This window comes from Jiangella aurantiaca (genome assembly GCF_004349105.1).
Classification (GTDB): Bacteria; Actinomycetota; Actinomycetes; order Jiangellales; family Jiangellaceae; genus Jiangella; species Jiangella aurantiaca.
Genome location: NZ_SMLB01000001.1, coordinates 191,579 through 209,326 on the forward strand (window position 1 = coordinate 191,579; position 17,748 = coordinate 209,326).

Annotated in this window: 14 protein-coding genes; 12 read left to right on the forward strand and 2 right to left on the reverse strand. The window is 70.9% G+C overall.

The genetic code is table 11. From position 1 onward, the window contains the following. Nucleotides 1-55 precede the first annotated feature (55 nt). Nucleotides 56-553, reverse strand: a complete 498-nt coding sequence (locus tag E1262_RS00735) for a DUF2505 domain-containing protein (protein WP_162605700.1) — start codon at nt 551-553, stop codon at nt 56-58. Between the two features lie 31 nt (nt 554-584). On the opposite strand from E1262_RS00735, the gene E1262_RS00740 reads away from it, so the two are divergent. Further along, on the forward strand, nt 585-1,409 hold the full coding sequence (locus E1262_RS00740) for a tryptophan 2,3-dioxygenase (RefSeq protein ID WP_203453402.1): 825 nt from the start codon (nt 585-587) through the stop codon (nt 1,407-1,409). Nucleotides 1,410-1,747: 338 nt separating this feature from the next. Then, nucleotides 1,748-6,625: an NAD-glutamate dehydrogenase gene (locus tag E1262_RS00745; protein WP_132101121.1), complete on the forward strand. Its 4,878-nt coding sequence runs from the start codon at nt 1,748-1,750 to the stop codon at nt 6,623-6,625. Between the two features lie 60 nt (nt 6,626-6,685). On the opposite strand, the gene E1262_RS00750 is transcribed toward E1262_RS00745, so the two are convergent. Further along, nucleotides 6,686-8,953, reverse strand: a complete 2,268-nt coding sequence (locus E1262_RS00750) for an MMPL family transporter (protein WP_162605701.1) — start codon at nt 8,951-8,953, stop codon at nt 6,686-6,688. Nucleotides 8,954-9,106: 153 nt separating this feature from the next. Between E1262_RS00750 and E1262_RS00755 the strand changes: the two genes are divergently transcribed. From E1262_RS00755 to E1262_RS00800, 10 genes are all read left to right on the forward strand, one after another. Then, nucleotides 9,107-9,895 (forward strand): TetR/AcrR family transcriptional regulator, encoded by a 789-nt coding sequence (locus E1262_RS00755; protein WP_162605702.1) that lies wholly within the window; start codon nt 9,107-9,109, stop codon nt 9,893-9,895. Nucleotides 9,896-10,005: 110 nt separating this feature from the next. Further along, a complete protein-coding gene (prfB, locus tag E1262_RS00760) occupies nt 10,006-11,124 on the forward strand; it encodes a peptide chain release factor 2 (protein WP_132101124.1) in 1,119 nt (372 codons plus the stop codon). Between the two features lie 148 nt (nt 11,125-11,272). Continuing rightward, the gene (ftsE, locus tag E1262_RS00765) at nt 11,273-11,962 is read left to right on the forward strand and encodes a cell division ATP-binding protein FtsE (RefSeq protein ID WP_132101125.1); all 690 of its coding nucleotides are present in this window, start codon (nt 11,273-11,275) and stop codon (nt 11,960-11,962) included. Nucleotides 11,963-12,001: 39 nt separating this feature from the next. Continuing rightward, complete coding sequence (gene ftsX, locus E1262_RS00770; protein ID WP_132101126.1) at nt 12,002-12,907, forward strand: permease-like cell division protein FtsX; 906 nt, start codon at nt 12,002-12,004, stop codon at nt 12,905-12,907. A gap of 725 nt (nt 12,908-13,632) precedes the next feature. Then, on the forward strand, nt 13,633-14,973 hold the full coding sequence (locus tag E1262_RS00775) for a M23 family metallopeptidase (protein ID WP_132101127.1): 1,341 nt from the start codon (nt 13,633-13,635) through the stop codon (nt 14,971-14,973). Nucleotides 14,974-15,015: 42 nt separating this feature from the next. Next, nucleotides 15,016-15,489, forward strand: coding sequence for an SsrA-binding protein SmpB (smpB, locus tag E1262_RS00780; protein ID WP_119660296.1), 474 nt, complete (start codon nt 15,016-15,018; stop codon nt 15,487-15,489). A 170-nt stretch (nt 15,490-15,659) separates the two neighbouring features. Then, complete coding sequence (locus tag E1262_RS00785) at nt 15,660-16,517, forward strand: DUF3048 domain-containing protein (RefSeq protein WP_162605703.1); 858 nt, start codon at nt 15,660-15,662, stop codon at nt 16,515-16,517. Between the two features lie 19 nt (nt 16,518-16,536). Beyond that, complete coding sequence (locus E1262_RS00790) at nt 16,537-17,034, forward strand: tetratricopeptide repeat protein (protein ID WP_203453403.1); 498 nt, start codon at nt 16,537-16,539, stop codon at nt 17,032-17,034. 107 nt (nt 17,035-17,141) lie between these two features. Then, on the forward strand, nt 17,142-17,327 hold the full coding sequence (locus E1262_RS00795) for a hypothetical protein (RefSeq protein ID WP_132101129.1): 186 nt from the start codon (nt 17,142-17,144) through the stop codon (nt 17,325-17,327). Further along, on the forward strand, nt 17,324-17,743 hold the full coding sequence (locus E1262_RS00800) for a MaoC/PaaZ C-terminal domain-containing protein (RefSeq protein ID WP_132101130.1): 420 nt from the start codon (nt 17,324-17,326) through the stop codon (nt 17,741-17,743). The genes E1262_RS00795 and E1262_RS00800 overlap by 4 nt, the downstream gene beginning before the upstream one ends. Nucleotides 17,744-17,748 lie beyond the last annotated feature (5 nt).

A 17,748-nucleotide genomic window follows, 5' to 3' on the forward strand; every position in this document is an offset into this window, starting at 1 on the left:
TGCCGGCGCATGTGGGCCGGGACGACGGCGGACGTGCGCCGTGACCGGCCGTGAGTCAGCGGCGGCCGGCGAGCCAGTCGCGCCCGACCCGCTCCTCGATCTTCGCCGCCTCGGTGAGCCCCTGGTGGAGGGCCTGCTCGATCTTGCCGCCGACCAGCGGCACCGACGCCTTCAGCAGGCCCTTGATGGTCAGTACGGTCGACGTGCCGCCGTTGCGGGACAGCGTCATGGTGCCGGTGGCCTTCACCGGCGCCCCGGACATCTCCAGCGCGATGCTGCCCTCGCGCGACCCGTCGGCGGCCGCCGGACCCCAGGTGTCCTTCTGCTTGATGTTGATGGTCTCGCCGACGAACCGGCGGACGAAGTCCGGGACGTCCGGCGGCATCACCCGCAGCAGGTCGATGGTGACGCGGTCGCCGTCGCGCCGGACGGTCACCTCGTGCCGGATCGCGTTGGCGGCCATGGTCTTCTTGCCGATGTAGGCCTCGTCGGTCAGCATCGCGAAGACCGCTGCCGGATCGGCGTCGAAACGCAGCTCGCTGTACAGGTCCATGGCTCCACATCCTGACCCATACGCTGGCGACGTGACACACGACCACCACATCCGGGCGACGGAGGCGGCCATCAGCCCGCCCTCCGCGCACTTCGGCGAGGACGGTGCCCGGCTCAGCTACGGCACGTACCTGCGTCTCGGGCAGCTGCTCGACCAGCAGCGCCTCGAGACCGATGCTCACGACGAGCTGCTGTTCATCACCATCCACCAGGTCTACGAGCTGTGGTTCAAGCAGCTGCTGCACGAGCTGGAGGCGACCCGGCAAGCGATGTTCGACGACCGCCTATGGTGGGCGCGGCACCTGCTGAACCGGGTGCACGAGATCGAGCGGATCCTGATCGAGCAGGTCGGCGTCCTGGAGACGATGACGCCGCAGGACTTCCTCCAGTTCCGCGCACGGCTGGCGCCGGCGAGCGGCTTCCAGTCGGTGCAGTTCCGGGAGCTGGAGTTCATCTCCGGCGCGAAGGACGAGGCGTTCCTGCGCCGGTTCCGCGGCCTGACGGAGGAGGAGTCGGCCCGGCTGCGCCGCCGTCTGGAGGAACCGACGCTCTGGGACGCGTTCGTCGCCGTGCTGCGTGCCCACGACCTCGCGGCCGGCAGCGACGGCGAGGTCAGCGCGTCGCTGCGGATCGCGGCGCACGACCGCGGCGGGTACGGCGACGTCTGGGAGCTGGCCGAGGCGCTGATGACGCACGACGAGATGGCCGCCGGCTGGCGGGCCCGGCACGTCACGATGGTCGAGCGGATGATCGGCACGAAGACCGGCACCGGCGGCTCGTCCGGCGCCTCCTACCTGCGCAGCCGCCTCGACGTCCGCTACTACCCGCTGCTCTGGGAGCTGCGTTCCTGGCTCTGACCCACCGCCGAGCCCGAAATGACGCTCGCCTGCTGCTTCCGTGGGTCGCGGGGCACGTCACCACGTTTTCTGGAGCATCACCACGCCTGCAATCGTGGTGAGGCTCCAGAAATCCTGGTGATGCAGGCGATCCTTGATGATCACGCTAAGCAGGGCTGTTCACGCTTCGGCAGGCATGCATGCCTGGGGAAGCGGGAACATGCCTGGTGGAGGGCCGTTCCGGCGGCGGATGATCATGAGATCGGGGTCCGGCGAGCGGCCGCGCCAGCGAGCTACTAAGGTTCTGAGAGGTTCCGTACAACGACGTGCGGGGTCTGGCACTCGGGGGTTGGTGGATCATGCGTAATCGGCTCGACGAAGCCAAGTCCGAGCTCCTCGCGAAGGCCGCGCTGGTCGGCGACCGCGGGAGCCGCGACCAGGACGAGGCCTTCCTTCGCCGGTACTACCGGCACGTCGCCGCCGAGGACCTGGTCGACCGCGACGTCGTCGACGTGTACGGGGTCGCCGCCTCCCACCGCCGCTCGGCCCAGCTCCGCCCGCAGGGCACCGCCGTCGTCAACGTTTACACGCCCACCATCGACGAGCACGGCTGGGCGTCCGGGCACACCATCGTCGAGGTCGTCATCGACGACATGCCGTTCCTGGTCGACTCCGTCACCATGGCGCTGTCCGAGCACGACCACACGCTCCGCCTCGTCGTGCACCCGCAGCTGGTGGTCCGCCGCGACATCACCGGCCAGCTGGTCGAGGTGCTCGACCTCAACGAGAACGACCCTCGCCGCGACCCCGACACCATCGTCGAGTCGTGGATGCACGTCGAGATCGACCGCACCGACGACCCTGACGACCAGGCCGCCATCGAGCGGATGCTGCGCGACGTGCTCCGCGACGTCCGCGAGGCGGTCGAGGACTGGCCGCGCATGCGCCAGCGAGCCATCGACATCGCCGAGGAGCTGGAGCAGCCGCCGTCGTCGATCAAGTCGCCTGAGGCCGAGGAGGCCCGCGAGCTGCTGCGCTGGCTGGCCGACGATCACTTCACGTTCCTCGGCTACCGCGAGTACCAGCTCGACGTGGTCGAGGGCGAGGACGTGTTGCGTGCGGTCACCGGCACGGGCCTGGGCATCCTGCGCTCCGACCAGGACCTCTCCGGCTCGTTCGGCAAGCTGCCGCGTGAGGTGCGGGCCAAGGCGCGCGAGAAGCAGCTGCTGATCCTGACCAAGGCCAACTCGAAGGCGACGGTGCACCGCCCGGCCTACCTCGACTACGTCGGGGTGAAGTCGTTCGACGAGGCCGGCGAGGTGGTCGGCGAGCGGCGCTTCCTGGGCCTGTTCACGTCGGCGGCGTACACCGAGAGCGTCCTGCGCATCCCGGTGCTGCGGCGCAAGGTCTCCGAGGTCATCGAACAGGCCGGGTTCGCGCCGTCCGGGCACTCCGGCAAGGACCTGCTGCGGGTGCTCGAGACGTACCCGCGCGACGAGCTGTTCCAGATCCCGGTCGAGGAGCTGCTGCCCACCGCGCTCGCCGTCGTACACCTGCAGGAACGCCGTCACCTGCGCATGTTCATCCGGCGCGACGACTACGGCCGGTACCTCTCGTTCCTGGTCTACCTGCCGCGCGACCGGTACAACACCGACGTGCGCGAGCGCATCCAGCGCCTCCTGCTGGCCGCCACCGACGGCGTCTCCATCGACTTCACGGCCCGGGTCGGCGAGTCTGCCCTGGCCCGGCTGCACTTCGTGGTCCGCATGAAGCGCGACCAGGGTCTGCCGGAGATCGACGTCGCGGCGCTGGAGAAGCAGCTGGTGGGCGCCACCCGGTCGTGGGGCGACGAGCTGTCCGACGCGCTGGCCGAGCAGGTCGGCGAGGAGGGCGCGGCGAAGCTGCTGCGGCGCTACCGCCAGGGCTTCCCCGAGGGCTACAAGGCCGACTTCCCGGCGCGGACGGCGGTGGCCGACGTCCGCCGCCTGGAGGAGCTGCCCGCCGCGAACGGCCTGGGCATGAACCTCTATCAGCCGGTCGGCGGGCTCGCCACCGACCGCCGGTTCAAGATCTACCGCACGGGCAGGCCCATCTCGCTGACCCAGGTGCTGCCGATCCTGTCGCGCATGGGCGTCGAGGTCGTCGACGAGCGGCCGTACGAGATCGTCCGGCGCGGCCCCGACGGTGAGTCGACGGCGTACATCTACGACTTCGGGCTGCGCTACCGCGGGCTGCGCGCCACCGACGCCGACCGCCTCAAGGTGCTGTTCCAAGAGGCGTTCGCCGCGGTGTGGCGGGGCGACGCCGAGAGCGACGGGTTCAACGCGCTGGTGCCGCAGGCCGGACTGTCGTGGCGGCAGGCGTCGATCCTGCGCGCGTACGCCAAGTACCTGCGCCAGACCGGCACGACGTTCAGCCAGAACTACCTCGAGGAGGCGCTGTCCGGCCACGTCGAGGTGGCGCGCATGCTCGTCGACCTGTTCGAGATCCGGTTCGACCCCGACCGCTACGGCGACGACGACACCGGTCGCGCGGCCCGGCAGTCGGCGGCCGAGCAGCTCACCGAGCGCATCGGCGAGGCCCTCGACCAGGTCGCCAGCCTCGACCAGGACCGCATCCTGCGCTCGTTCCTGCGGCTGGTCAACGCCACGCTGCGGACCAGCTACTACCGCGCCAGCGTCGGCGGTCCGCAGACGGTGACCAGCTTCAAGCTGGACTCCCGGTCGCTGCCGGACCTGCCCGACCCGAAGCCGATGTACGAGATCTGGGTCTACTCGCCCCGGGTCGAGGGCGTCCACCTGCGCTTCGGCGCCGTCGCCCGCGGCGGCCTGCGCTGGTCCGACCGGCGCGAGGATTTCCGCACCGAGATCCTCGGCCTGGTCAAGGCGCAAGCGGTGAAGAACTCCGTCATCGTGCCAGTCGGCGCTAAGGGCGGCTTCGTCGGCAAGCTGCTGCCCGATCCCGCCGTCGACCGCGAGGCGTGGCTGGCCGAGGGCGTCGAGTGCTACAAGACGTTCATCCGGGCCATACTCGACATCACCGACAACCGCGCCGCCGACCGCAGCATCGTCCCGCCGCCGAAGGTGGTCCGGCACGACGGCGACGACCCCTACCTCGTGGTCGCGGCCGACAAGGGCACCGCGGCGTTCTCCGACATCGCCAACGACGTGTCGAAGGAGTACGGCTTCTGGCTCGGCGACGCGTTCGCGTCCGGCGGGTCGGCCGGCTACGACCACAAGGCCATGGGCATCACCGCCCGCGGCGCCTGGGAGTCGGTGCGGCGGCATTTCCGCCAGCTCGGCCGCGACATCCAGGCAGAGGACTTCACCGTCGTCGGCATCGGCGACATGTCCGGCGACGTGTTCGGCAACGGCATGCTGCTGTCCGAGCACATCAAGCTGGTGGCCGCGTTCGACCACCGGCACATCTTCCTCGACCCCGACCCCGACCCCGCGGAGTCCTACGCCGAGCGCCGTCGCCTCTTCGAGCTGCCGCGGTCGAGCTGGAACGACTACGAGCCCAAGCTGATCAGCGAGGGCGGCGGCGTGTATCCGCGCACCGCCAAGACGATCAAGCTGTCGGCCGAAGCGAAGCTGGCGCTGGGCATCGACCCGTCGGTCGAGACCATGACGCCGCCGGAGCTGATGCACGCGATCCTCGGCGCCCCCGTCGACCTGCTGTGGAACGGCGGCATCGGCACCTACGTCAAGGCGTCGACGGAGTCGCACGGCGAGGTGGGCGACAAGGCCAACGACGCCATCCGCATCGATGCCGGCGACCTGCGCTGCCGGGTGGTCGGTGAAGGTGGCAACCTCGGCCTCACCCAGCGCGGCCGCATCGAGTTCGCCCAGGCCGGCGGCCGGGTGAACACCGACGCCATCGACAACTCCGCCGGCGTCGACACCTCCGACCACGAGGTCAACATCAAGATCCTGCTCGACGGCATCGTGCGGGCCGGCGACCTCACCGAGAAGCAGCGCAACGAGCTGCTGGCCGAGATGACTGACGAGATCGCCGAGCTGGTGCTGGCGCACAACTACGGGCAGAACATCGCGCTGGCCAACGGCGTCCACCAGGCGGCGAACCTGGCCCACGTCCACCGGTCCTACCTCGCCAAGCTGGAGGGCCAAGGCAAGCTCGACCGCGCGCTGGAGGCGCTGCCGACGGACCGGCAGCTGGCCGAGCGGATGGCCGCCGGTAAGGGGCTGACCAGCCCGGAGCTGTCCGTCGTGCTCGCCTACACGAAGAACCTCATGTACGAAGAGCTGCTGGCCAGCGCCATGCCCGACGACCCGTACCTCGGCGCCGCGCTGCACGCGTACTTCCCGAGTGCGCTGCGCGACCGCTACGGCGAGGCCATCGACGACCACCCGCTGCGCCGCGAGATCATCACGAACGTCGTGGTCAACGAGCTGGTGAACACCGCCGGCACGACGTTCGCATACCGGCTGGGCATGGAGACCGGCGGGACGGTCGAGGACCTCGCCCGCGCGCACATCGTCGGCGGCGTGGTCTTCCAGATCCCGGAGCTCATGACCGCCATCAAGGAGCTGGACAACGTCGTGCCGTTCGACGTCCAGACCCGCATGCGGCTGGAGGGGCGGACGATCACCGAGCGGGCCACCCGATGGCTCACCGTCAACCGCCGGCCACCCATCGACATCGCCTGGCAGATCGGATTCTTCGAGGAGCCGATCGCCCGGCTGCTGGTGGCGCTGCCCGACGTCCTGTCCGGCCGCGAGCTCGACCTCTACCACGAGCGGCTGCAGTCGCTGACGTCCGACGGCGTGCCGGAGCCGCTGGCCAACCGGGTGGCCGTGCTGCCGCCGGCCTACGCCGGGCTCGGCATGGTCGAGAACTCGCTGGCCACCGGCACCGACCTGCTCGAGGTCGCCCGGGTGCACTTCACTCTGGGCGCGTTCCTCGAGCTGGGCCGGCTGCTGGAGCGGATCATCTCGCTGCCGCGGCGCGACCGCTGGCAGACGATGGCCCGCGCCGCCCTTCGCGACGACCTCCACGCCGTGCAGGCGGCGCTGACCGCGCAGGTCATCCAGCACACGCACGAGGAGGCCGCTCCGCAGGACCGGGTCGAGGCCTGGGCGGCGCAGGACGAGGTCGTCGTCGCCCGGACCCAGGGCATGCTCCGCGAGATCGTCGAGGGCGACAGCTTCGACCTCGCCCGGTTGTCGGTCGGCCTCCGCGCCGTCCGCGGCCTGCTCCGCCCCGACGCGACGTAGGCGGCGGCCACCCACCTGGGCGACCGCCGTCCTCCGTTCGGCCCGTTGTGCAGCTCAGCGTCAGCGCGCGGGGGCGAGCTCCGGCTCGTCGGCCCGCCGGCCGGCACCGTCCACGTCGGCCAGGTACACTTCCGGCCGGCCCTCGACGTGCAGTTGCGGCAGCCGGCGCTCCAGCCAGGCCGGCAGCCACCAGTTGGCCCGGCCGAGCAGGTGCATGACCGCCGGGACGAGCAGCATCCGCACGACGGTGGCGTCGACGAGGATCGCGGCGGCCATGCCGACGCCGATGACCTTGAGGAACACCTCCGGGCTCGGGATGAACGCCGCGAACACCGCCACCATGATCGCCGCCGCGGCAGTGATGACCCGGCCGGTGCCGGCCAGCCCCTCGACTATGGCGCGGGCGTTGTCGCCGGTCCGCGTCCACGCCTCGCGCATGCGGCTGATGAGGAACACCTCATAGTCCATCGAGAGCCCGAACAGCACCGCGAAGACCAGCACGGGGATGAACGCCGGCATCGGCGTCTCGGTGTCGATGCCGATCAGCTGGCCGGCCCAGCCGCCCTCCAGCACCAGCGCGACCACGCCGTAGGCGGCGGCGACGGAGAGCAGGTTCATCAGCGCGGCGGTGATCGGGATGACGATGCTGCGGAACGACACCAGCAGCAACAGCATCGACAGCGCCACCACGCCGCCGATCAGGAGGGGCAGCCGCTCGGCCGTGTTCTCCGTCGAGTCGATGGACGTGGCCGTGACGCCGCCGACGTGCACCTCGACGCCGGCGCCAGGGAGGACGTCGTCGCGCAGGGCGTGGACGAGGTCCTCGGTGGCGGCGTCCTGCGGGCCGGTCGTCGGCAGGACGGTGAGCAGTGCGGCGTCGCCGGCCTCGTTGACGACCGGAGGCATCACGGCGGCGACCCCCGGTGTGGCCGCGACCGCCTCGCCCAGCGCCGGCAGCGCGTCGGCGTCACGCGGCGACTCCAGGTCCGCGACCAGCAGCAGCGGGCCGTTGGCGCCGGCGCCGAAGCCCTCGGACAGCAGGTCGTAGGCCTGCCGCGACGAGCGGTCCTCCTCGTTGTTGCCCGCGTCGGGGAAGCCGAACCGGACGCCGAGGAACGGCGCCGCCAGCGCCAGCAGCAACCCGACGCCGACCACCGTCGCGACGATGCTGTGCCGGTCGACCAGCCGGCCCCAGCGCAGCCAGGTCCGCGACGGCTCGACGTGCCCGCCCGCGGCCAGCTGCGCCGTCCTCCGGCGGCCCAGCGGCAGCCGCAGCCGGTCGACCCACGTCCCGAAGAAGCCGAGCAGCGCGGGGAACAGCGTCGCGGCCGCCGCCATGACGACGAGGACGGCGACGATCGTCACCAGCGAGGCGCCCTGCATGAACGACAGGCCCATGGCGAACAGGCCGAGCATGCTCACCATGACGGTGCTTCCGGCGACCATGACCGCTCGGCCGGCGGTGTCCAGCGTCGCGACGGTGGCCCGCTCGGGGTCGAGCCCGGCGGCGCGCCACTCGCGGAACCGCGTGACCATGAGCAGCACGTAGTCGATGCCCAGCGCGATGCCCATCATCGTCGCCAGGGCGGTCGACCAGTCCGGGACGTCGACCACCGCGGCGACGAGCCCGGTGAGCAGGCCGCTGAGCGCCAGCCCGGCGACCGCGACGACGAGCGGCAATCCGGCGGCCACCACCGTGCCGAACGTGATCAGCAGGATCACCGCGGCGGCCGCCATGCCGATCGCCTCGGAGCCGATCTCGCCCTGCTCGGCAAGCGCGACGGTCTGCCCGCCGAGAGCGATCTCCAGGCCGGGCCGCTCCGCGGCGTCGGCCAGCGCCATCAGTTCCTCGGTCTCCTCGACCGGCATGTCGTCGGGCAGGACGACGTCGAGGTTGACGGTCGCGACGAGGATGTCGCCGTCCTCGCTGATGCCGCCCGGCGTCGTGTACGGGTCGTCGACGGTGACGACGTGCGGCTGGGTGCGCAGCTGGTCGAGCAGCGCGGTCACGTCGGCCTGGACCGCGGGGTCGGCGACCCCGCCCTCAGCGCGCACGACGACGTCGATGGTGTCGCCGGACTGCGCCGGGAAGCGCTCTTCCAGCAGGTCCTGCGCCTGACGCGAGTCGGAGCCCGGCGCGGAGTAGTCGGCGGTGAAGTCACCGGAGAAGGCCGCCGACAGCCCGAACGCGGCCGCGATGGCCAGTACCCAGGCGGCGACCACGCGGCCGCGGCGGCGATAGGAGGCGCCGGCCAGCCGGCCGAGCACGCCAGGTCGTGGGAGAGCGGCGGCGGTCCGCTCTCCGTCGGTGGTCGTGGACTCGTTCATCGTCCTGCCCCTCGATGCGTTACGTGACGTTACGTCAGCACTGTTATGCGTCATAACAAACACGATGGAGCTAAACTTGTCAAGAGACTTCACGTCTGTGACGATGCTTCACGCATTGCCGCCATCAGGACGAACACAAGGAGGTGGGCGCAGGTGGTAGGCCAGAACCCGGAACCCGGCGCCGAGCCGGAACGGCCGCCTTCCCGGCGAGAACGCGCTCGCGCCGCGACCGTCGACGAGATCAAGCAGACCGCGATGGGGCTGATGCGCGAGCAGGGCACCACCGACTTCCGGTTCTCCGACATCGCCCGGCTCATGGGCATGACGGCGCCGGCCCTGTATCGCTACTTCGCCGACCGCGACGAGCTGCTCACCGGCCTCATCGTCGACGCCTACGACGACCTCGGCGAGGCCGTCGCGGAGGCCCGCGACAAGGTCCCGCTCGACGACCCCGGCGCCCGCTTCGTCGCCGTCGCAGAGTCGTACCGGCGCTGGGCCCGGGAGGAGCCGGTGAGGTTCGCGCTGATCTTCGGGCTGCCCGTCCCGGGCTACCAGGCGCCCGAGGAGGGGCCGACGACAGAGGCCGCCCGGCGCGCGATGGCGCAGCTCAAGGCGCTGTTCTACGAGGCGGCTCAAGCGGGCGTGCTTCGGCCGCCGCAGCTGCACGACGACGACGGCGTCATCGCCGGACTGCTGGCCGAGCACCATGAGCCGACGGAATCACCCGCGATCGACGGCCCGCCGATCCCGCCGGAGACGTTCCAGGCCATGCTGTTCTGCTGGTCCAACGTGCACGGCTTCGCCGGTCTGGAGGCCTACGGTCACCTCGAGTGGATGCCGCAGGAGCTGCGCGACGCGATCTTCGAGTCCAGCATCCGCCAGGTCGCCGAGGTCGCCGGCCTGCCCGAGCCGCTGGCCGCGGGTCCGTCCCGCGAGGACTGACGTCAGGCGGCGGGCCTCCGGCCCCGGGAGCACCCCATTGGGCGTGACCTCGGCCTCGTCGGGCACAGGTATGCGGGCGACCGGCGCCGGAGCGCGTACCCTTGTGCGACGTGGCAGCACGTGACATAGACGCCGAGATCGCGGAACTCTCGCAGACCCTGGCCAGCATCGAGAACGTCCTCGAGCCGGAGAAGATGCGGGAGCGCATCACCGACCTCGAGGCGCACGCGGCCGCGCCGGACCTGTGGGACGACGTCGAGCAGGCGCAGCAGGTCACGAGCCAGCTGTCGTATCTGCAGGCCGAGCTGCGCAAGGTCACCGAGCTGCGGCAGCGCATCGAGGACCTCCCCGTCATGGTCGAGCTGGGCCGCGAGGAGAGCGACGCCAGTGCGATGGCCGAGGTCGAGCGCGAGATCGACGACCTCCGCAAGGTCATCTCCGACCTCGAGATCCGCACGCTGCTGTCCGGCGAGTACGACGAGCGCGAGGCGGTCGTCACGATCCGCTCCGGCGCCGGCGGCGTCGACGCCGCGGACTTCGCCGAGATGCTGCTGCGCATGTACCTGCGCTGGGCCGAGCGGCACGGCTACAAGACCGAGGTCCTCGACACCTCCTACGCCGAGGAGGCCGGCCTGAAGTCGGCGACGTTCGAGGTCAAGGCGCCGTTCGCCTACGGGACGCTGTCCGTCGAGGCGGGCACGCACCGGCTGGTGCGCATCTCGCCGTTCGACAACCAGGGCCGCCGGCAGACGTCGTTCGCCGCGGTCGAGGTGATCCCGCTGATCGAGACCACCGACCACGTCGACATCCCCGAGACGGACATCCGCATCGACGTGTTCCGGTCGTCCGGGCCGGGCGGGCAGAGCGTCAACACCACCGACTCCGCCGTCCGCATCACCCACCTCCCTACCGGCATCGTCGTGTCGATGCAGAACGAGAAGTCGCAGATCCAGAACCGCGCCGCCGCCATGCGCGTCCTGCAGTCCCGGCTGCTGCTGCTGCGCCGCGAGGAGGAGCAGGCGCAGAAGAAGGAGCTGGCCGGCGACGTCAAGGCGTCGTGGGGCGACCAGATGCGCTCGTACGTCCTGCACCCGTACCAGATGGTGAAGGACCTGCGCACCGAGCACGAGGTCGGCAACCCGCAGTCGGTGTTCGACGGCCAGATCGACGACTTCCTGGAGGCCGGCATCCGCTGGCGCAAGCAGCAGGAGCAGGCCGAGGCGCAGTGAGCTCTCTGCTGCCGTACGGGAACCTTCGGGGCGCCACGCCGCGTTGGTTCTCCCAGCGTGCGGTCACATCCGGACGTACACTCACAGACGAGCTTCAGGCGGTCAGGGCCATCGCAGGAGCGTCTGACATCCACATCGGCGAGGCATCGTGATCCTTTTCGACAACGTCAGCAAGCTGTACCCGACGCAGAACCAGGCAGCGCTGGACAGCCTGTCCCTGGAAATCGAGAAGGGCGAGTTCGTCTTCCTCGTCGGTCCGTCCGGCTCCGGCAAGTCCACCTTCCTGCGGCTGACGCTGCGCGAGGAGAAGCCGACGGCGGGCCGCATCCGCGTCGCCGGCAAGGACCTCCACCGGCTGTCGAACTGGAAGGTCCCGCACCTGCGCCGCCGCATCGGCACCGTGTTCCAGGACTTCCGGCTGCTGCCGAACAAGACGGTGTTCGAGAACATCGCGTTCGCGCTGCAGGTCATCGGCAAGCCGCGCCGCCAGATCAACCGCGACGTCCCCGCCGTCCTCGAGCTCGTCGGGCTGGACGGCAAGGAGGACCGGCTGCCCGACCAGCTCTCCGGTGGTGAGCAGCAGCGGGTCGCCGTCGCGCGGGCGTTCGTCAACCGGCCGCTGATCCTGCTGGCCGACGAGCCCACCGGCAACCTCGACCCAGCCACCAGCGTCGGCATCATGAAGCTGCTCGACCGCATCAACCGCACCGGCACCACCGTCGTCATGGCCACCCACGACCAGTCCATCGTCGACCAGATGCGCAAGCGCGTCATCGAGCTCGAGCACGGCAAGCTGGTCCGCGACCAGTCGCGCGGCGTCTACGGCTACACCCGCTGACGCCGCCCTTCGTCCCGACCCGCCGACCCGGAAGAAACCATGCGCTTCCAGTACGTCCTGTCCGAGATCACGACCGGCCTGCGCCGCAACCTCACGATGACCATCGCGCTCGTCATCGTGGTGGCCATCTCCATCGCGATGCTCGGCGCCGGGCTGTTGATCCGGTCCCAGGCCGACACCACCAAGGGCTACTGGTACGACCGCATCGAGATCTCGGTGTTCATGTGCAACGAGTTCTCCACCGGAGCCGGTTGCGCCGACGGTGCCGTCACCGACGCGCAGCGCGACACCATCCGGCAGACGCTGGAGTCGCACCCCGAGGTCGACGAGGTCTTCTACGAGAACCAGGAGCAGGCGTTCGAGCGGTTCAGCGAGCAGTTCGACGACTCCGACATCGGCGGCATCATCACGCCCGACCAGCTCCCTGAGTCCTTCCGTGTCGCGCTGCGAGACCCCGAGGAGTACGACGGCGTCGTCTCGGCGGTGTCCGGCCTGCCCGGTGTGCAGGAGGTCACCGACCAGCGGCAGCTGCTCGAACCGCTCTTCCGGACCCTCGACGGCTTCCAGCTCGTCGCGTTCGCCATCACCGTCATCCAGATCATTGCGGCGGTCCTGCTGATCGGCAACACGATCCGGCTGGCCGCGTTCAACCGGCGCCGCGAGACCGGCATCATGCGCCTGGTCGGTGCGTCGAACTTCTACATCCAGCTCCCGTTCATCCTGGAGGCGGCGATCGCCGGGCTGCTCGGCTCAGTGCTCGGCGTCATCGCCCTGTTCGTGGGTGTGGAGCTCATCGTCGGCCGGTTCATCGCGCCCAACCTCCAGTTCACCTCGTGGGTCGACAGCGCCGACGTCTGGGCGGCGACCCCGTGGCTGCTGGTGGCCGGCGTGCTGTTCTCGATGCTGGCGTCCTTCATCACGCTCCGCCGCTACCTCCGCGTCTAGCAGCGCACGGTGCGTTGGGCGTCGGACTAGGAGTCTTCACGCTTCACTAGGTGTGATGCATGCCTGGTAGAGCGAGTACACCCCTACTCAACGTGATCATTTACGGCTCTTCTGACGCATCCGTGGGTCATCGGCCGGGGGGTGCGGCGTTGGCCGTCCCCCTGCCGCCCATTCTCTTGGCCCGCGCACGCGCGCCCCAAGTCCGCGGCCTGTGCTGGGTGCGGTTCGCTGGTGTCCACGTGGTGAGATTTCCCAGTGATCCGGAGGGCATCATGAGGTTGTCTCGAGCCTCAACACGCCTGCAATCGTGGTGCGGCTCGGGTAATCCTGGTGGTGTACGCGATCGTGGATGATCATCGCTGTCCACAGACAGCAGCGCCACACCGAACCACGGCTGCGCGGGGTCGAGGTGTGCCCAGACTCGCCCCGTCCCCTGATAGCTGCGGCTAAGACAATGGGCGGCAGGGGGACGGTGGACGTGGCAACCCCCGGCCGACGCGGCATCCCCGGCTAGCCGAACGCGACCGACCCACGGATCGGGCAGAAGAGCCTCATTTGCGCCGGCGGCGTTTCGCGCCACTTGCCCCTCTTGTGCGGTCGCCGCAGAAATGACAGTGATGTAGTTATCCCGGCCTCCTTCGCGGCCAGAGTGATTGGTGTTACGGTCGTGCACGAGTGGTGCGAAGGGGGCCGCTGTGAAGACTGTGACAAGAGAGACGGCTTGGGTGCGACGGCTGACCGTACTGGCTGTCACCATCGGCGTTCTCTGCACCGGTCTGAACCAGGCGGGGGCCACGTCCGACGCCGAACAACGTCTGAAGGACGCCCAGAACAGCCTGGCGCACGCCCAGGACGAGCTCGCCCACTCCACCCAAGCGCTCGCCGACGCCACGGCGGCGTATCAGGCGGCGACGGCGCAGCTGCCGGCCGCGGAGGCGAGCCTGGCGACCGCCGAACAGGGCCTGGCCGCGGCGGAGCACGAGGTCGAGGTCGCGCGCGGCGAGGTCGCCGCGGCGCGAGCGGCCGATGAGGCGGCGGCGGAGAAGCTGGCCGAGGCCGAGCAGAAGGTCGAGGACCAGATCGCGAAGATCGACGACGTCACCGAGCGGATCGACGGCAAGCGGGCGTCGATCAGCCAGGTCGCCGTGCAGGCGTACACGCGCGGCGTCGGTGCCGATCTCGCCAGCCTCACCATTCTCATGCAGGCCGACAGTATGGACGAGCTGGCCGCGCGCGCGGCGGCATCGACGTCGGTGCTGACCGCCGAGAACAGCATCATGTCCGACCTCAAGGTGGACCGCGCCGAGCTCGCGAACGAACGGGTCGTCCTCGAAGACCTGGAGGCGGCGGCCGAGGAGGCCCGTCAGCTGGCAGCGGCGACGCTGCAGGCGACGGAGCAGCGTGAGCAGGAGGCCGAGGCGGCCCGGGCCGCGGCGCAGGCCGCCAGCGACGCCGCCGCGGCGGCGAAGGCGCAGGTCGACCAGCTGGTCGCGGCTCGTGACGGCGCGGTGACGGCGGCCCAGGCGGCGCAGGCCGCGGACCAGCAACAGACGGCGGCATGGGCCGCTGAGCGGGACCAGATCGAGGCCGAGATCGCCGCGATCCAGCAACAGCAGCAGGAGCAGGCCGAGCAGGAGGCCGAGGAGAACCAGGACGACGGCGGTGGTGACGGCGGGTCCGTCACGCTGGCCTACCCGACCGCGAACCCGTACGTCACCTCGCCCTACGGCATGCGCGTCCACCCGGTCACCGGCATCTACAAGCTGCACGACGGCACCGACTTCCGGGCCTACTGCGGCACGCCGATCCGCGCGGCCGCCGCGGGCACCGTCGAGTGGGCCTACTACCGGGGCGCGTACGGCAACCAGGTCGCGATCAGCCACCGGCGGATGGTCACGACGTACAGCCACCTGTCCCGGTTCGCCGTCAGCGACGGCGAGAGCGTCTCGCAGGGCGAGGTCATCGGGTACTCCGGCACGACCGGCAGCTCGACCGCCTGCCATCTGCACTTCATGCTCTATGTCGGCGGCGAGCGCGTGAACCCCATGAACCATCTCGGCCGCTAAACGCAGTCGTCTCGGCGGCTCCGGAGATGCGATCCTTGGGGCATGGCACGAGAGCGCGGACGCACCGTGGTGGCCCAGAACCGCAAGGCCCGCCACGACTACCACATCGACGACACCTACGAGGCCGGCATCGTCCTGACCGGCACCGAGGTGAAGGCGCTGCGGGCGGGCAAGGCGTCGCTGGTCGACGGGTTCGCCGAGGTCCGCGACGGCGAGGTCTGGCTGCGCAACGTGCACATCCCCGAGTACGACCTCGGCACCTGGAACAACCACGCGCCGCGCCGTTCCCGCAAGCTGCTGCTGCGCAAGGACGAGATCAACCGGCTGATCGGCAAGACCCGCGAGACCGGGTTCACGCTGGTGCCGTTGTCCCTGTACTTCAAGGACGGCTACGCGAAGATCGAGCTGGCGCTGGCCCGAGGCAAGAAGTCCTACGACAAGCGGCACACCATCGCCGAGCGGGAGGCCAAGCGCGAGGCCGAGCGGGCCATGGCGCGCGCCCGCCGGCGCGGCTGAGCCCGCCGGTGGGTCCGCGACGCCGGGTCCCGACGGTGTCAGCCCTCCTCCTCGCAGGTGTGCTGCTGCTCGCCGCCTGCGGCGGGGGCGACGCTGCGCCGACACCGACGCCGTCCGCATCGCCCGTCTCGGCCGCCGCTACCCCGTCGCCGACCCCTACGCCGGCTCCGGTGTGGCCGCTGACCGGCCTGCCCGCGCCGTCGGCCGCTGACGCCGCGAGCCCGGCGCTCGTCGTGAAGATCGACAACACCCGGCCGGCGGCGCCGCAGCTCGGTCTGTCGTCCGCCGACCTCGTGGTCGAAGAGCTGGTCGAGGGCGGGCTGACCCGGCTGGCCGCGCTGTTCCAGTCGACGATGCCGCCGGTCGCCGGCCCGGTGCGCTCGGTGCGCACCACCGATGCCGGCATCGCGCTGCCGGCCGGCGGCCTGCTGGTCGCCTCCGGCGGGGCCGAGCGGGTGCTGAAGGCGCTCGGCGAGGCCGGCCTGACGGTGCTCAGCGGCGGCGGCAACGGCCTGTCCCGCGACCACGGCCGGCCGGCGCCGTATAACGTCATGCTCGACCCGGCCGAGGCGCTGGCGGGGCTGCCCGCCGGCGCGGGCGTTCCCACCGGCCCGTATCTGCCGTGGGGCACCCCGCCCGCGGGCCGGCCGGTTGCCGGTGCCGACGTCACGTTCTCCGGCGCTCACACCTCGCGGTGGACGTGGGCGGACGGGACCTGGCGGCTCGAGGACGACCCTGCCGCCGAGGGCGCGGAGTTCGCGCCGACCTCGGTCCTCATCCTGTACGTCAACGCTCGCGATGCCGGGTACGAGGACCCGGCCGGCAATCCGGTACCCGAGACCATCCTGGTCGACGCCGGCGCCGCGACGCTGCTGACCGCCGGCACCGCCGTCGACGGGCACTGGTCCAAGGCGTCGCTCGACGCGCCGTTGGTACTTCTGGACGCCGACGGCGCGCCTCTGCGCGTCGCGCCGGGCCGGGTGTGGATCGAGCTGGTCCCGCCGGGCGGTGGCGTGCAGCTGCGCTGACGTGTGCGAGGCTGGCGCGATGAGCACGGACGAGGACTGGGAACGACGGGTCGCCGCGGCGTGGGCGGCCATCGACGAGTACGACGAGGAGTCGTTCCGGGCGCTGATCGACGGGCTGGCGGGGGAGCTGCCCGACGGGCACCCGGTCGCGGCGTTCGAGCGGGCCTGCGCGTTCGACTCGACCGGCCGGCCCGACCTCGCCGAGCCGCTCTACCGCGAGGCGCTGGCCGGCGAGCTGCCGGGCGAACGCCGTCGCCGGGCAGTGATCCAGCTGGCCAGTACCGTCCGAAACCTCGGGCGGCCGCAGGAGAGCATCGACCTGCTCACCGCCGAGCCTGACCGCGCGTCCGATCACCTCAACGACGCCGTCAGCTGCGTGCTCGCGCTGGCACTCACCGACGCCGGCCGCGAGCGCGAGGCGGTCTCCGTCGCCGTCGGCGCGCTGGCCCGGCACCTGCCGCGCTACCAGCGCTCGATGGCCGCCTACGCCCGGGCGCTGGCCGATCCGGGCGCCTGACCGCCCAGCGCGGTAGTGATCAACGACTCACCCAGTAGGTCTTGCCCACGACCTAAATAGAAGGGATATTCGTTTTAGATCGATCGGCAGATCCACGGAGGCACCCCGTGACACCACGACGCGCGCAAGCAGGGCAACCGACGGTGACGATGGAACGGGTCGCGGGGCGCTGGTGGTGGGTCCGGCGCGACTGCTACGGCAGGGTCGCCGCGATGGCGGCGAGCCTCGAGTCCGTGCGGGTGCTCGACGTCGCCGTCGTCACCCGGCGCGGCGCGGCGGGGACCCGCCGGTGACGTCGTCCGTGCCGGACTCGGGTCTCGCCAGTGGTGCCGTCGTGGCCGGCGAGGAGTATCGGCTCAGCCGCGCGGACCTGGTGCGCTACGCCGGTGCGTCCGGCGACTTCAACCCGCTCCACTGGAGTCCCCGGATCGCCGCCGCAGCAGGGCTGCCCGGCGTGATCGCGCACGGCACGCTCGTCCTGGGTCTGGTGACCCGGCTGCTGGCCGGCTGGCTCGGCGACCCGGCGCGCATCACCGAGGTCACGTTCCGCTTCGTCCGCCCCGTCGTCGTGCCCGACGACGGTGTCACGGTTACCCTGCAGGCGCGCGTCGCGGAGCATCGCCCGGACGGCCGGCTCGCCCTGACGGTCGTCGCGTCGGTCGCCGGCACCGGTTGCGTGGGGCGCGGCCGGGCGATCGTGCGGCCGTGACCTCG